Annotated in this window: 11 protein-coding genes; 10 read left to right on the top strand and 1 reads right to left on the bottom strand. The window is 72.1% G+C overall.

The genetic code is table 11. The features are described 5' to 3' along the window. The first annotated feature begins 7 nt into the window (after window positions 1-7). From SJY07_RS11160 to SJY07_RS11150, 3 genes are read left to right on the top strand one after another with little or no spacing between them, the layout of a single operon-like run. On the top strand, window positions 8-3,094 hold the full coding sequence (locus SJY07_RS11160; RefSeq protein ID WP_380159113.1) for an alpha-mannosidase: 3,087 nt from the start codon (window positions 8-10) through the stop codon (window positions 3,092-3,094). Next, a complete protein-coding gene (locus tag SJY07_RS11155; RefSeq protein ID WP_380159111.1) occupies window positions 3,091-5,952 on the top strand; it encodes a glycoside hydrolase family 2 TIM barrel-domain containing protein in 2,862 nt (953 codons plus the stop codon). The genes SJY07_RS11160 and SJY07_RS11155 overlap by 4 nt, the downstream gene beginning before the upstream one ends. Next, a complete protein-coding gene (locus SJY07_RS11150; RefSeq protein WP_380162270.1) occupies window positions 5,949-6,956 on the top strand; it encodes an alkaline phosphatase family protein in 1,008 nt (335 codons plus the stop codon). The genes SJY07_RS11155 and SJY07_RS11150 overlap by 4 nt, the downstream gene beginning before the upstream one ends. Here SJY07_RS11150 and SJY07_RS11145 read toward each other — a convergent pair. Next, window positions 6,944-7,717 carry a DeoR/GlpR family DNA-binding transcription regulator gene (locus SJY07_RS11145; protein WP_328294201.1) on the bottom strand — a complete coding sequence of 258 codons (774 nt, stop codon included), beginning with the start codon at window positions 7,715-7,717 and terminating at the stop codon, window positions 6,944-6,946. The genes SJY07_RS11150 and SJY07_RS11145 overlap by 13 nt on opposite strands. Window positions 7,718-7,839: 122 nt before the next feature. Here SJY07_RS11145 and SJY07_RS11140 point away from each other — a divergent pair, with 122 nt between their 5' ends. The 7 genes from SJY07_RS11140 to SJY07_RS11110 are packed head-to-tail and all read left to right on the top strand — an operon-like array spanning window position 7,840 to window position 15,806. After that, on the top strand, window positions 7,840-9,117 hold the full coding sequence (locus SJY07_RS11140) for a hypothetical protein (protein WP_328294202.1): 1,278 nt from the start codon (window positions 7,840-7,842) through the stop codon (window positions 9,115-9,117). After that, window positions 9,114-10,088 carry a sugar ABC transporter permease gene (locus tag SJY07_RS11135; protein ID WP_328294203.1) on the top strand — a complete coding sequence of 325 codons (975 nt, stop codon included), beginning with the start codon at window positions 9,114-9,116 and terminating at the stop codon, window positions 10,086-10,088. The genes SJY07_RS11140 and SJY07_RS11135 overlap by 4 nt, the downstream gene beginning before the upstream one ends. A 5-nt stretch (window positions 10,089-10,093) precedes the next feature. Continuing rightward, window positions 10,094-10,981, top strand: a complete 888-nt coding sequence (locus SJY07_RS11130) for a carbohydrate ABC transporter permease (protein ID WP_328294204.1) — start codon at window positions 10,094-10,096, stop codon at window positions 10,979-10,981. Further along, a complete protein-coding gene (eis, locus tag SJY07_RS11125; RefSeq protein WP_380159107.1) occupies window positions 10,981-12,123 on the top strand; it encodes an enhanced intracellular survival protein Eis in 1,143 nt (380 codons plus the stop codon). Before SJY07_RS11130 ends, eis begins: the two co-directional genes overlap by 1 nt. 16 nt (window positions 12,124-12,139) lie before the next feature. After that, window positions 12,140-13,213, top strand: a complete 1,074-nt coding sequence (locus SJY07_RS11120) for a Gfo/Idh/MocA family protein (RefSeq protein WP_380159105.1) — start codon at window positions 12,140-12,142, stop codon at window positions 13,211-13,213. Beyond that, window positions 13,210-14,136, top strand: coding sequence for a TIM barrel protein (locus SJY07_RS11115; protein ID WP_380159103.1), 927 nt, complete (start codon window positions 13,210-13,212; stop codon window positions 14,134-14,136). The genes SJY07_RS11120 and SJY07_RS11115 overlap by 4 nt, the downstream gene beginning before the upstream one ends. Continuing rightward, the gene (locus tag SJY07_RS11110; protein ID WP_380159101.1) at window positions 14,133-15,806 is read left to right on the top strand and encodes a glycoside hydrolase domain-containing protein; all 1,674 of its coding nucleotides are present in this window, start codon (window positions 14,133-14,135) and stop codon (window positions 15,804-15,806) included. Before SJY07_RS11115 ends, SJY07_RS11110 begins: the two co-directional genes overlap by 4 nt.

The raw sequence follows: 15,806 nt of genomic DNA, 5'->3' as shown, positions 1-15,806 counted from the left end.
AACCCCCGTGCACGACGACCGATCCCTGGTCGAGGGGCGCGTCCACCGCGTCCTGACCCACCGCATCCGTCCCGCCGTCCACTCCCACCGGGTGCCGATGACCCTGTCGGCCTGGCTGGTGCCGGACGAGCCGGTCCCGGCCACCGAGGCCGTCGCCGCGCTGGCCGCCGGGGAGTTCGGCGGGTTCGCGATCGGCACGACGTGGGGCCGGCCGTGGTCGACGACGTGGGTGCGGGCGCAGGCCGAGGTCCCCGCGGAGTGGGCCGGTCGCCGGGTCGAGGCCCACTTCGACCTGGGTTTCGTCGGCGACTGGCCGGGCAACCAGGCCGAGGCGCTGGTCCACACCCTCGACGGCGTCCCGATCAAGGGGGTCGCCCCCGACAACCAGGTCGTGCCCGTCGTCCGCGACGCGCAGGGCGGGGAGACCGTCGACTGGCTGCTCGAGATGGCCGCCAACCCCGACGTCATGGCCGACGACATGAAGCCGACCCCGTTGGGGGACAAGGCGACCGCGGGCGAGAAGCACCTCTACACGATGAAGGTCGCCGACCTCGTCGTCCTCGACGAGGAGGTGTGGATGCTGGCCGTGGACGTCGAGGTCCTCGACGACCTCATGCGCCACCTCCCCGAGAACGAACCCCGCCGCTACGAGATCGCCCGCGCCCTCGACCGCGCGCTGGACGCCCTCGACCTCGACGACGTCTCGGGCACCGCGACCGCGGCCCGCGCGCAGCTCGCGGACGTGCTGTCCTCCCCGGCCGTCCGCAGCGCCCACACGCTGTCCTCGGTCGGCCACGCCCACATCGACTCGGCGTGGTTGTGGCCGCTGCGCGAGACGAAGCGCAAGACGTCGCGCACGTTCGCCAACGTCACCGCCCTGGCGCAGGAGTACCCGGAGTTCGTCTTCGCCTGCTCCCAGGCTCAGCAGTACGCGTGGGTGAAGGAGCGCTCACCCGAGGTCTACGCCCGCATGCAGGCCGCGGCCCGCGCCGGGCAGTGGGTCCCCGTGGGGGGCATGTGGGTCGAGGCCGACGGGAACCTCCCCGGCGGTGAGGCCCTCGTCCGCCAGTTCGTCACCGGCAAGTCCTTCTTCCGCGAGGAGTTCGGCGTCGACTGCAAGGGTGTGTGGCTGCCCGACTCCTTCGGGTACTCGGGGGCCTACCCGCAGATCGCCCGCCTCGCCGGGATGGAGTGGTTCCTCACCCAGAAGATCTCCTGGAACCAGACGAACAAGTTCCCGCACCACACGTTCCGCTGGGAGGGCATCGACGGGTCGCAGATCTTCACCCACTTCCCGCCCGTCGACACCTACAACGCGATCTTCTCCGCCGAGGAACTGACGCACGCCGTCGCGAACTACTCCGAGAAGGGCCGCGGTACCCGTTCCCTCGCGCCGTTCGGCCACGGTGACGGCGGTGGCGGCCCCACGCGCGAGATGCTGGAGCGGGCCCGCCGGTTCGCCGACCTCGAGGGGTCGCCGAAGGTCAAGGTCGAGGACCCGAACCAGTTCTTCGCCGACGCCCGCGCGGAGTACCCGGACGCACCGGTCTGGGCGGGGGAGCTCTACCTCGAACTGCACCGTGCGACCTACACCAGCCAGGCCCGCACCAAGGCCGGGAACCGTCGCAGCGAGCACCTGCTGCGCGAGGCGGAGCTGTGGGCGACGACGGCCGCGCTGAACGTCCCCGGTTACGCCTACCCGCACGCCGAACTCGACCGGCTGTGGAAGATCGTCCTGCTGCACCAGTTCCACGACATCCTCCCCGGCTCCTCCATCGCCTGGGTGCACCGCGAGGCCGAGGCGACCTACGGGCAGGTCCGCACCGACCTCGAACGGCTCACCACCCAGGCCGTGAACGCGCTCGGCACCGGCTCGCGGGTCCTGCTGAACACCGCCCCGCACGAACGGACCGACGTCGTCGACGGCGCCCTCGTCCGGGTGCCGGCCTCCGGCGCCGTGGTCCTCGCCGACGCGGGCACGGACGTCGTGGTCCCCGTCACCGTGCAGGCGCAGGACGGGGTCACGACGCTGGCCAACGGCACCCTCACGGTGGTCGTCGACGCCGACGGGTTGCTGTCCTCCGTCGTCGACGAGGTCAACGACCGCGAGGTCCTGGCCCCCGGGACCCGCGGGAACCTGCTGCAGCTGCACAGCGACTTCCCGAACAACTGGGACGCGTGGGACGTCGACCAGCACTACCGCAACCGGGTCGTCGACCTCGTCGCGGCCGACGAGGTGAGCGTGGTCGAGGACTCCCCGTTGCGGGCCCGCGTCTGCGTCGTCCGGACCGTGCGGAACTCGCGCATCGTGCAGGAGTACGTGCTGAGCGCCGGGTCCGACCGCCTCGACGTGCGCACCGAGATCGACTGGCACGAGCAGGAGAAGTTCCTCAAGGCCGCGTTCCCGCTCGACCTGCACGCGGCGGTCAGCTCCTCGGAGATCCAGTTCGGCCACGTGCAGCGCTCGACCCACACCAACACCAGCTGGGACTACGCCCGGTTCGAGACGGCCATGCACCGCTGGGTCCACGTCGCCGAACCCGGTTACGGGGTCGCCGTCGCCAACGACGCCACCTACGGCCACGACACGACCCGCGCCGCCCGCGAGGACGGCGGGTCCACCACGACCGTGCGGCTCTCCCTCGTCCGCGGCCCCCGCATGCCCGACCCGCAGGCTGACCAGGGCGCGCACGTCCTGTCCTACTCCCTCGTCCCGGGGGCGCGGATCGCCGACGCCGTGCGCAGCGGCTACGACCTGAACCTGCCGCTGCGCGTCGTCGACGGTCCGGCGCAACTCCCCGCCGCACCGGTCACCGTCACCGGGTCCGGCGCCACGCTGGAGGCCGTGAAGCTCGCCGAGGACGGTTCCGGCGACGTGATCGTCCGGATCTACGAGGCGTGGGGCGCCCGGGCCAAGGGGGAACTGCGGACCTCGTTCGACCTCGCCGAGGTCACCGTCGTCGACCTCCTCGAGGACCCCGCGCAGGACGGGACCGCGGCCGCACGCGGGATCGCCTCGTTGCTCGAGGACGGGAGCGTCGGTTTCGCGCTGCGCCCGTTCGAGGTCCTCAGCCTGCGGTTGGCCCGCGCGTGAGCGACGGCCAGCCCCCGGTGTGGCTCGACCCCGAACACGTCGGCCGCCGCCGGGAACCCCTGTCGACGCTGCGTCGCGCCGTCCCCGACGACGGTGCGACCTGCGTGGACCTCGACGGCGACTGGGAGTTCCAGCTGCGCCCGCGCCCCGACGCCGCTGCGGGGGAGCGGTGGCTGACGGCGCAGGTCCCCGGCTGCTGGACCACCGAACCCTCGCTGTGGGGTGAGGTCCCCGACCCGCCCTGGTACACCAACGACCAGATGCCGTGGCCGGACCTGCCGCCGACCCCGCCGACGGAGCACAACCCGACGGGGGTCTACCGGCGTTCCGTCGAGGTTCCCGCCGAGTGGGCCGGGCAGCGGGTGCTGCTGCACGTCGGCGCGGCCGAGAGCGTCCTGCTCGTCCGGGTCGACGGCCACGACGTCGGCAGCAGCACCGACTCCCACCTGGCCGCGGAGTTCGACGTCACCGCGTGGGCCGCGCCCGGTGCGACCGTGCAGGTCGAACTCACCGTGGTGAAGTGGTCGTCGGCCACGTTCGTCGAGGACCAGGACCAGTGGTGGCACGGCGGCCTCACCCGCTCGGTGCGGTTGGTCACCCGACCCGTCCTGCACCTGTCCGACGTCCGCACCGTGGCTCGGGCCGACGGTCGCCTCGACGTCGACGTCCGGGTCGGTTCCGACGAGGGACGACTCCCCGCGGGGTGGCGGGTCGCCACCCGGCTGGCGGGCTCCGAGCTCGCCTTCGACGCCGTGGCGCACGCCCGCGACCTCGACGACGAGCGGATCTCCCTCTACCGGGGCCGGGCCCGCTTCGCGGGAATCTTCCCCGGGATCGCGACGTGGACCGCGGAGACGCCCGTCCTGCACGAGCTGACCGTCGAACTGCGCGACGCCACGGGGGCCCTCGTGGACTCCGTGGTGCAGCGGGTGGGTTTCCGGACCGTCGAGGTCATCGGGGCGGACCTGCTGGTGAACGGCCGCCGGATCTTCGTGCGCGGGATGAACCGCCACGACCGCGATCCGCTCACCGGCCGGGTCGTCACGCGCGAGCAGGTGCGCGAGGAGCTGCTGACGCTGAAGCGTTTCGGGTTCAACGCGGTGCGGACCTCGCACTACCCGAACGACCCGGTGTTCTACGACCTCACCGACGAGCTCGGGTTCTACGTCGTCGACGAGGCGAACATCGAGTCCCACGCCTGGGCCCACGAGATCTGCGACGACCCCGCCTACCTGCCGGCGTTCACCCAGCGCGTGGCGCGCATGGTGCGCCGCGACCGGAACCACCCCAGTGTCATCATCTGGTCGCTGGGCAACGAGAGCGACTACGGCGCCAACCACGACGCCGTCGCGGCCTGGATCCGTCGCGACGACCCGACCCGACCCGTCCAGTACGAAGGGGCGATCAAGGACGACTGGAACGCGGGGTTCGCCGCGAGCGACATCGTCTGCCCCATGTACGCCCACATCGGGCAGATGGTCGACCACGTCACCCAGAACCCGCCGATCCGTCCCGTGATCCAGTGCGAGTACTCCCACGCCATGGGCAACTCCAACGGGTCGCTGGCGGAGTACTGGCAGGCCATCGAGTCGCTGCCCGGCCTGCAAGGCGGGTTCGTCTGGGAGTTCGCCGACCACGGCATCCTGCAGCGCAGCGCCGACGGCCTCCCGGCCGGTCGGGCCGGAGCGGGGTCGTTCGCCGACGGCGTCCCCGCCGAAGGTTTCCGCTGGGCCTCCGGCGGCGACTTCGGCGACACCCCCAACGACGGGGCCTTCTGCCTGGACGGGATGACGTTCCCGGACGGCACCGCGAAACCCGCGATGTTCGAGCACCGTGAGCTGAGTTCCCCCGTCCGGTTGTCCGTCGTGGACGGTGACGTGCGGATCCGCAACGCCCTCGACTTCTCGGGTCTGGGTCACCTGCGGGCGCAGTGGCGCCTCGACGCGACGGACGGGACCTCGCTGACGGTTCCCGCCGTCCTGCCGGACCTCGCCCCCGGCTGCAGCGCCGTCGTCGCCCTCCCCGCCGAGGTCGTCGCGGCCGGGAGCGGTGAGCGGTGGCTGCAACTGCTGCTCAGCCAGGCCGTGGACACCCCGTGGAACCCGGCCGGGGCCGAGGTGAGCCGTCCGGCCGTGCGGTTGGCCGACGTCGCGGTGGTGCAGGAGGCCGTCTGGTCCCCGGCGTCCGTGGACGACGAGGGACAGGTCTCCTTCCCCGGTCTGCCCACCCGTCCGGAACTCACGCTGTGGCGCGACCCGACCGACAACGACGTCATCGCCGGTGACGCCGAACGGTGGATCGTCGCCGGCCTCGAGGAGACCGGGGCCGTCGTGGAGAGCGTCCGGGCGGACGGGGAGGCGACCGTCGTCGTCTCCCGGCTGAAGACCGCCGTGGGCGACGTCGTGCACACCCAGCGGTTCCGGGTGGCCGGCGACGTCCTGGGCTGCGACGACACCGTCGAGGTCCCCGAGGGCTTCGACGACCTGCCCCGCATCGGGGTCCGGGTCGCCCTCCCCGTCCCCGACGTGGCCCGCTGGTTCGGGACCGGGCCGTGGGAGACCTACCCCGACCGCTGCACCGCCCCGACCGGCTGGCACGAGCTCCCGGTGGCCGGGCTCGGAGTGCCCTACGTGCGCCCGCAGGAGAACGGTGGCCGCACCGGCGTCCGCGAACTCCACCTGGGCGGGGTGCGGTTCTCCTTCGACCAGCCGGTGCACGCCACGGTGACGGCCTCCGGCGTCACCCTCGACGTGCGTCACCGCGGTCTCGGATCGGCGTCGTGCGGTCCGAACGCGCTGCCGCAGTTTCGGATCGGTGCGGGGACGCACGCGTGGTCCTGGAGCGTGCGGGCGCGGTGAAACTGCTGCTCATCGGCCTCGACGGGGTCCGGGTCGACCTCGCCCTGCCGGACGTCGTGGCCGCGGACCCGGGGTTCGCCGAGCCCGACCACCCGGGCGACCCCCGGTTCGCGGCGTCCGGCCCGCCACCGGGGCTCGCCCCCGGGAACCCCGGCGCCCCGGTCGCGCCGACGCTGGAGCGGCTCGCCGCCGGGGGCCGGGTGGTCCCGGTGTGGATGACCCCGCCGACGGATTCCGGTCCCGGCTGGGCGTCGTTGCTGACGGGCACGACCCACGAGGAGAACAACGTCTGGTGGAACGAGTTCGTCGGTCACCGGCTCGCCCGCTGCCCCGACCTGCTCTCCCGGGTGTTCTTCGCCGACCCGCGGGCCCGTACCTTCGCCGCGTCCACGTGGGCCGGTCTGGTCGACCCGAGCGGCCCGGGGCCGGTGGTCCACACCCGGCCCGACCAGCACGTCGGGGGCCAGCACCAGCTGTTCGCGGCCACCGACTTCGGTGACGGGTGCCGTTCCGCGGACCGGCAGGTGCGCAGCCGCGCGGCGTGGGTCCTGAACCACGAGGGACCCGACGCCACGTTCGTGCACTTCGAGGGCGTCGACGAGACCGGTCACCGGTACGGCTCGGCCGGGGCGGAGTACCTCGAGGCGCTGCGCACCGTGGACGAGCACGTCCGGTTCCTCGTGAAGGCCGTCGCGGAACGGGTGGAGCAGCTGGGTGAGGACTGGCTCGTCGCCGTGACGACCGACCACGGGCACAAACCCCAGGGCGGTCACGGTGAGGACGAGACGGTCGTCCGCCGCTCGTTCCTGCTCGTCCACCGTCTCGGCGGCGCGGTGCCCGCGGTGGTGGCCGACGCCACGACGTTGCGCAGCCACGAGGTGGCGCCGCTGCTGCTGGCGGCGGTCGGGGTGGTGCCCGGGGAGTTCCGGGCCGGGCACCCGGTCGGGCAGGTGCGCGACGTCGCGTCGACCGGGCCGACGCGCGACCTGCGCTACGAGTGGTGAACGACCTGTCGGGCCACCTCCACGGAGACCCCGCCGAGATTGAGGGCGCCACCCGTCCGGGGTTCCGGGGCCGTGTCCGTGATGAGGTGGTGGTAGGCGCCGACGTCGCAGACGGTCGCCGTGCCGCTGCCGGGGAACTTCGAGGAGTCGGCGAGCATGACCACCTCGTCCGCGGCAGCGATCATCGCGCGCTTCACGGGGACCTCGTCGGTGACGGTGTCCACGGAGTGGCCGCTGGGGCGGATGCCGCTCGTCCCCAGGAGCAGGACGTCGGCCCGCAGCTGCCGCAGGCTCTCCTCGGTCAGGTAGCCCACCAGCGACCGGTGCGCGGGGCGCACCGCGCCCCCCAGCAGCACGAGTTCCAGGGCGGGGTCGTCGACGAGTTCGGTGAAGACGGCCAGGTTCCGGGTGATGACGGTGATCGGGCGGCCGTGCAGGTAGCGGGCGACCCGACCCACCGTCGTGCCGATGTCCAGCAGCACCGACTGGCCGTCACCGATGCGCGCCGCCGCGGCGCGGGCGATGGACTCCTTGTGGTCCCCCTGCCGGTCGACGAGGTCGGCGTAGACGTCGTCGCGCAGGTCCACCGGACGCGCGCCGCCGTGGACGCGCTTGAGGAGGCCGGCGTCGTCCAGCTTGACCAGGTCCCGGCGGATCGTCGCCTCGGAGAGGCCGAGGCGTTCCACCAGTTCCGACACCGTTGCCGGTCCCTGGTTGCGGACGACCTCGACGATCGCTTCGCGTCGCTCCTTCGCTTGCACGATCGACAGAATACCTTGCGCGTTCGCGCATTTGGCAAGTACCGTTCGCGCAATCTCGTCGATGAGAGTCGCCGCAGTTGCGCGATCGCTCACGATGATCAGACGTCGAGAAGGGTCTCGCCATGCTGCTGTCCCGTCGCAACCTCCTCCTGAGTTCCGGTCTGGCCGCACTGGGAGCCGGGGCCCTGTCGGCCTGCTCCACCAGTGCCGGCGGCTCCGGCGGTGGAGGCTCCTCCAGCGGCCTCGCCCTCTGGTACTGGAACGGTGGCCTGAGCGACAAGGTCGTCGACTCGTCCAAGACGCAGTTCCCCAAGGACGACATCAAGCCCAACAAGGTCGGCGGCGACTTCAAGCAGAAGCTGCAGACCACCCTGACGGGTGGCTCCTTCATCCCCCAGGTCACCGGGGTCAAGGGCGAGGACATGCCCTACTTCCGCTCCGTGGCGGACAAGTTCACCGACCTCAACCAGTTCGGTGCGAAGGACATCGCGTCCTCGCAGCTGGCCTGGAAGTGGGCCGAGGCGCAGACCCAGGACGGCAAGCAGCTGGGGTTCCCGATCGACATCGGCCCCACCGCGATGTTCTACCGCAGCGACATCCTGGCCCAGGCGGGCCTGCCGACGGACCCGACCGCGGTCGCCGCGGCCACCTCGACGTGGGACGACTTCTACGCCTTCGGCCAGGAGCTGCACGGCAAGGTCCCGGCCAGCTTCCCGGTCCCGCAGCTGGCGAACGTCTTCCAGATCATCGTCGGTCAGCTCTCGCAGCGCTTCGTCAGCGAGGACAACGCGTTCGTCGGCGACAGTGACGAGATGAAGCAGGCCTGGGACACCACGGTCAAGGCGCAGACGCTGGGCCTCAACGCGAACGTCGCGCAGAGCCTGGAGGCGTCGACCGCTTCGGGTGTCGTGGCCATCGACCTCGGTGCCGCCTGGCACGCCCTGGACATCAAGCTCGCCGCCCCGGACACGAGTGGCAAGTGGATGGTGGCGAACAACCCGGTCAAGCCGACGAACTTCGGTGGGTCGTTCCTGACGATCCCGGCGGCGACGAAGGACAAGCAGGCCGCCTTCGACGTCATCAAGTGGATCCTGGGCACCGACAACCAGGGTGAGGCGTTCACCGACGCCAGCATCTTCCCCGCCGACCCGGCCGCGTGGGAGCTGCCCGCACTCACCGGCGGTGACGAGTTCTTCGGTGGACAGAAGACCATCGACATCTTCGGTCCGGCGGGCAAGGAGGTCCCCTCCCAGTACGTCGCGGCGTCCGACTCCGCCATCCAGGCTGCCTACCTCAACGAGCTGACCAACGTCGAGGCCAACGGCAAGAACCCCGACCAGGCCTGGACCGACGCCGTCTCGGCCGCGAAGGACATCGCCCAGCGGCAGGGCCTGAAGTGAGCTCCGCCAGCCTCGACCGAGGGTTCCGGCGCAGCCGCTCGCGACCTCCGGGTCAGACGCCGGCGAAGACCGGCGCCCAGCGGAACCCGTTGCGGTTCTGGCCGCAGTACGTCGCGGTGAGCCCGTTCTTCCTGATCTTCGCGGCGTTCGGGCTCTTCCCGCTGGGGTTCTCGGCGTGGCTGGCGTTCCACCGCTGGGACGGGATCAACCCGGTCACGTTCGCCGGTTTCGACCAGTTCCGCTTCCTGCTGGAAGACGCGACGTTCCGCAAGGCCGTCGTCAACACCATCCTCATCTGGATCATGGCGACCGTGCCCATGCTCGTCATGAGCCTGGGCATCGCAGCCATGCTGAACGCGGTCAAGCGGTTCCGGACCTTCTACCAGGTGGTCCTGTTCCTGCCCTCCGTCACCTCGATCGTCGCCATCACCATCTTCTTCAAGGCGATCTTCAACAACCAGGTCGGCGTCGTGAACCAGGTGCTCGAGGGCATCGGGCTCCCGGGGGTCGAGTGGCTCAGCGGCTACTGGACGATCAAGATCGTGCTGGCGACCCTCATGACCTGGCAGTGGGTCGGGTACAACGCGATCATCTACTTCGCCGGTCTGCAGGCGATCTCCACCGAGGTCTACGAAGCGGCGAAGATCGACGGTGCCGGCGCGTTGCGGACCTTCTGGTCCATCACCGTCCCGTTGCTGCGCCCGATCATCCTGTTCACCGTCGTCGTCTCGACGATCGGGGGCATGCAGACGTTCGCCGAACCGCAGGTCCTCTTCGGCTCGAACGCCTCGATCAACCCCAACAGCGGCGGACCGGGCCAGGCGGGTCTGACCATGGTCCTGTACTTCTACCAACAGGCCTTCAACAACAACAACTACGGCTACGGCGCCGCCATCGCCTACGGGGTGTTCGCCGTCATCGCCGTGTTCGCCGTGCTCAACTGGCGCCTGACCGCCCGTTCGGAGAAGTGATCGAGATGGTTGCGCAGAACACGCTCACCTCCCGCGGTCGGGACACCGGCGGCACCCCCACCCGCAGGAACAAGGGGGTCAGGAGCTCCGCGAAGTGGGCTCACCTCCCCCTGGTCCTGACGACGCTGCTGCTGCTCTTCCCGTTCTACTGGACCGTGGTCATGGCCACGAACACGAACGCGGACTACTACCTCACCCCGCCCAAGGTGGTTCCGGGTACGCACCTGCTCGAGAACGTCTCCTCGGTCCTGACGAGCATCAACTTCTTCGGCTCGATGGCCAACACCGCCATCGTCGCCGTCTCGGTCACGGTGCTGGTCCTCTTCCTGGACTCGATGGCGGCGTTCGCCTTCGCCAAGTACGACTTCCCGGCCAAGAAGTTCCTGTTCGGCCTGATGCTGGCGTTCTTCATGGTGCCCGCCCAGCTCTCGACGGTGCCGCAGTACATCACCATGATCCACATCGGCTGGGTCGGGACCCTGCAGGCGCTCATCGTGCCCGCGGCCGCCAACGCCTTCGGGATCTTCTGGATGCGGCAGTACATCTCCACGGCGATCCCGGACGAGATCCTGGACGCCGCCGTCGTCGACGGGTGCGGGTTCTTCCGCCAGTACGTCCTCATCGTCCTGCCGGTCATCCGGCCCGGCCTGGCGTTCCTCGGCATCTACACCTTCGTCGCGGCCTGGAACGACTACGTGTGGCCGCTCATCGTGCTCATCAACCCGGACATGCTGACGCTGCAGGTGGCGTTGTCGCAGCTGAACGCCACCCGGAACACCGACTACGCCGTGGTCATGGCCGGGGCCCTGCTGGCGATCGTGCCGCTCATCGTCGTGTTCCTCGCCTTCTCCCGGCAGTTCGTCGCCGACTCGGTCAAGGGCGCGGTGCGCTGATGGCCGCCACCGTCCTCCGGGCCGCCCGGCCCGAGGACCGGGACGAGGCCGAGGCGCTGGCGGGCGCGGCGTTCTCCGCCGACCCACCCCGACCCGGGCCCGAGGTGGCGGGAACCGCGGAGGTGCTCCGTCGCGTCGCGCAGGACCCGGCCGACGGCCGGTTGCTCGCCACCTCGACGGCCCGGCTCTGCGGGCAGTGGTGGGGCGGGCGCCGGGTTCCTGCCATCGCGCTGGGCGGGGTCGCGGTGGACCTCACCGCACGGGGCCGGGGTGTCGGTCGCGCCCTGCTGACCGACACCTTCGACGCGGCCCGGGCCGCGGGGGCGTCGCTGGTGGCGCTCATCCCGTCCACCCACGGGTTCTACCGGAAGGCCGGCTGCGGGATCGCCGGTCGCCGATCGGTCTACGCCATCGACACCCACGAACTGCGCACCCTGCCCCGCCCGGCCGACACACCGGCCTACCGCCGGGCGACGTCCGACGACGTTCCCGCCGTCGCCGCGCTCGTGGCGGCGCACGCGGGCCGCACCAACGGTGTGCTCGAGCACGACACGTCCACCGGGTCCGCCGTGCAGTACGTCGCCGTCCGCGACGACGTGGTGGTCGGCTGGTGCGCGCTCGGACGGCGAGCCTCCGAACGCGGGAACTACACCGTCACCGTGCTCGACCTGGTGGGCGTGGACCCCGCCACCGAACTGGCCCTCTGGCGCGACCTGGTCGCCGACGAACCCAGCGCCCGCCAGGTCCACGCCCTGCTCCCGGCGGGCAGCCTGCTGGAGCACCACCTGCCCCGCCAGACCGAACCCGTCGAGGACGCGACCTGGATGCTGGGTCTGCTCGACGTGCCCGCCGCGCTGGCCGGTCGCGGCTACCCGCGCGGGGTGCGGACCCGGCTGACGCTGGACGTGGGTTCCGACGTCTGGACCCTCGACGTCGCCGACGGTTCCGCCCGGGTGGCGGCGGGCGCGCAGCCGGGCCCCCGGGTCCGGCTCGACCTCGCCGACCTCGCCTCCGTCTACGCCGGCCACCTCGACCCGCTGAGCGCCCACCACGCCGGTCTCCTCGAGGGGGACGAGGCGGCCGTGGAGTCGCTGCGCACGCTGTTCGCCGGTCCGCCGGCCGTCCTCGCCCGACCCTTCTGAACCGCTGGAGAGACCCGTGACACTGCGCTGGGGAGTCCTCGGACTCGGCACCATCGCCCGGGCGGTCCACCTGCCGCTCATCGCCCGCCTGCCCGGGCACGAACTCGTCGCGCTCGCCGACCTCGACCCGGACCGCAGCGCGGAACTCGCCACCCGGTACGGGGCCCGCGCGCTCGACGCCGCCGGGTTGTTCGCGGCCGACGACGTCGACGCGGTCCTCGTCGCCACCCCCGGGCGGCACGCCGCGCACGCGGTGACGGCGCTGCGCGCCGGGAAGCACGTGCTCGCCGAGAAACCCTTCGCCCTCTCCGCCGACGAGGCCCGGGCGGCCGCGGAGGTCGCGGCGGCAACGGGGTTGGTGCTGCAGGTCGGGTACATGAAGGTGCACGACCGCGCCGTGACGACGGCGGTGGAGGCCCTGCCGGAGATCGGGGACGTGCGCCTCGTCCAGATCAGCGTGCGGCACCCCGTCGACGGCCCCCAGATCGACCACCTCCGACTCAGCCCACCCGGTCCGCTGCCCGTCGGTGCCGCGGAACTCATCGCGGCCGACGACGCCGCCGAGAACCGCGCGCTGGACGTCTCCGTCGGGGCGGACGCCGCGCCCGCCGTCCGCCGCTTGTTCCGCTCGGTGCTGTGCGGTTCCGTGGTCCACGAGTTCTCGCTGCTGCGCTCCCTGGGTTTCGGTCTCCCGACGTTCGACCACGCCGACCTGTTGGCCTGGGAGGGCGGTGCCCCGCCCACGGTGTTCGCGACCGGCAGGTTGGACAACGGCGCCCGGTTCGTCCTGGACTGGGCGTGGACCCCCGACCGCCCGGACTACCGCGAGACCGTCCGCATCACCGGTTCCGCCGGCGACGTCGAGATCGGGGTGGCGCCGCCGTACCGTCTCGACGCGACGTCCACCGTCACCGTGGTCTCCCCGCACGGTGAACGTCGCCCGGTGCTGCCGGCCGACGGGGCGTTCCAGCGCCAGCTCGAGTCCTTCGCCGCCACCGTGGGCGGGGCGCCCCCGAACCCGCACGCGGGGGTCGAGGGCGCGGTCGCCGACCTGCGGTCGATGCAGCAGCTCTTGGCGGTCCTCCCGTGACCCCGTGGATCGCCAGTGCCCCGGTGAGCTTCGGGGTCTGGGGGCCGCACGTCGGCCCGGCCGACGGGGACGGGAACGACCTGCTGGCCGCCATGGCCGCGGCCGGGTACCGGGGGAGTGAACTCGGCCCGACGGGCTACCTCGGGGACCCCGACCGGACCGCCGACCTCTTCGCGGCGCACGGGCTCGTCCCGGCCGGCGTCTACGTCGGTCTGGAACTCGCCGCGGGACGGTGGAGCGGGGAGGCGCGGACGGGTTTCGAGCTCGCCTGCACCACCCTGCGTGCGACGGTGGACCGGAGTTCCGCCCCCGGCGCACCCCCGGCGCCGATCGTCCTCGCCGACGACGGCGCCCCCGGCCTCGACGCGCCGCGGAACCCCGCCGACCGGTCCTCCGGACTGGACGACGCCGCCTGGGCGGCAGCGGTCCGGGTGCTCGCCGAGGCGGCCGCGATCTGCGCCGACCACGGCCTGCCGACGACGTTCCACCCGCACCTGGGGACCTTCGTGGAGTCGGGGTGGGAGGTCGAGCGCCTGCTCGCGACGACGGACCTCACCGTCGTCCTCGACACCGGTCACGCCCTCCTGGCGGGCACCGACCCCGTGGCGGCGGTGACGGCGTGGGGTTCCCGCGTCGACCACGTCCACCTCAAGGACGTCCGCCTCGAGCCCCTGCGCCGGGCGCGGGCCGCGGGGCCCGTCCCGTTGCGGTCGTGGTGGTCGGACGCGAACGTGGTCTTCGGTCAGGGCGACGTGGACCTGCCCGGCGTCGTGACGGCCCTGCAGCGCAGGAACTACGCGGGATGGCTCGTGGTGGAGCAGGACGTCGCCCCGCACGGGGGACCGCAGCTCGAGGAGTTCTGCGACGACCAGCAGCACAACCTCGACACCCTGACGGCGATGGTGTCGCAGGACGACCGGTGACCCGGGCGGCGCACGAGTTCCTGCTCGTCGACGCCCTCGCCAAGGTGTTCCCCGACGAGCGACCACGAGAACTCCTGTCGTCCGGACCCTTGACGGTGTACGCGGGGGAGACGGCGTCCTTCCAGGTCGCCTGGCGGGCACCGTCCACCCGGGACCTCAGCGACCTGCCGCGGCTCGTCCTCCGGGTCGACGCCGGGCCGGGCTCCCGGGTGACCCTGCACCGGGTCGGTCTCGTCCCGGTGCTGCTCGCGGCCTACGAGGGGGCGGACGAGCACTACCTGCGCACGAGTCCGGGGCTCTACCCGGACCCCTTGCACCCGCTGGGTTCCGGAGAACCCGTGGTCTCCGCCGTCGACACCTGGTCGGCGTGGTGGGTCGACGTCGTCGTCGAGGACCCCGAACGGGCCGGTCCGCGCACGATCGGGGTGGTGGTGTCGACCGAGGACGGCGTCGAGCTGTTCGCCGCCGAGGTCGGGCTCCGGGTCCACGCCGCGGTGCTGCCGGACGTCGACGTCACGATCGCCCACTGGCTGCACGTCGACGCCCTGGCCGACCGCTACGCGGTGGTGCCCTTCGGGGAACGGCACTGGGAACTCCTGGACCACCACCTCGTGTCCCTGCGGGCGATGGGGGGCAACACGTTGCTCACGCCGCTGTGGACCCCGCCGCTGGACACCGCCCCCGGCGGGCGGCGCACGTCGACGCAGCTGGTGCGCGTCACCCTCCGGGACGGGAGCTGGTCCTTCGGGTTCGAGAACCTCGACCGCTGGGCGGCGACGGCGATCCGGCGGGGTTTCACGACGCTGGAGATGCCGCACCTGTTCACCCAGTGGGGCGCGAAGGCGACCCCGTCGGTGACCGCCGGGACCGACGCGGGAACCCGGGAGGTCTTCGGCTGGCACGTCCCCGCGACCGACCCGAGCTACCGGGAGTTCCTCGGTCAGCTGGTCCCGCGCCTGCGCGCGCACCTGGGAACCCGGTGGCCGCAGCTGCGGACGGTCTGGCACGTGAGCGACGAACCCGGTGCGGACGCGCTGCCGGACTACACCGCGGCCCGGGCCGTGGTGGGGAACCTGCTCGACGGCGCCCGCGTCGTCGACGCCCTCAGCGACCGGCGGTTCCTGACCGCGGGCGCGGTCGACGTCCCCGTCGTGGCGACCGACGCCGTCGGACCGTTCGCGGCCGCCGGGGACGAGTTCTGGGTCTACCACTGCAACGCCCAGGACCGTGGCGTCTCGAACCGCTTCATCGCCCAGCCGAGCTGGCGCACCCGCGCCATCGGGCAGCAGCTCTTCGCCTCCGGTGCGACGGGTTTCCTGCACTGGGGTTTCAACTTCTGGAACAGCCAGCTGTCGACGCGGACCGTCGACCCGTGGCAGGACCCGAGTTCCGGCGGGGCGTTCCCCGCGGGTGACGCGTTCGTCGTCTACCCCGGAGCGGACGGCCGCCCCGTGGAGTCGTTGCGGCACCGCGCGCTGCGGCAGGCGGTCGATGACCACCGGGCCCTGCAACTGCTGGGCGCACGGGTCGGCGCGTTCGCGGCTGCGCGGGTCGCCGGCGGGGGGACCGCGATGGCCTTCGACGACCTGCGACCCGGCGTGGAGTTCTGGAGCGCGTCCCGCCGGGAGGTGGACCGCCTCGCCCTCGGCGGCAGCCCTCCGTCCCGCTGA

This window comes from Kineococcus sp. R86509 (genome assembly GCF_042466365.1).
Lineage (GTDB): Bacteria > Actinomycetota > Actinomycetes > Actinomycetales > Kineococcaceae > Kineococcus.
Note: the sequence above shows the minus strand (reverse complement) of the source record. Positions and strands in the feature narration are given on the sequence as shown.

Coding starts and splice junctions, on each gene's coding strand:
- SJY07_RS11140 (WP_328294202.1), top strand. CDS start 7,840: ATGCTGCTGTCCCGTCGCAACCTCCTCCTGAGTTCCGGTCTGGCCGCA.
- SJY07_RS11130 (WP_328294204.1), top strand. CDS start 10,094: ATGGTTGCGCAGAACACGCTCACCTCCCGCGGTCGGGACACCGGCGGC.
- eis (WP_380159107.1), top strand. CDS start 10,981: ATGGCCGCCACCGTCCTCCGGGCCGCCCGGCCCGAGGACCGGGACGAG.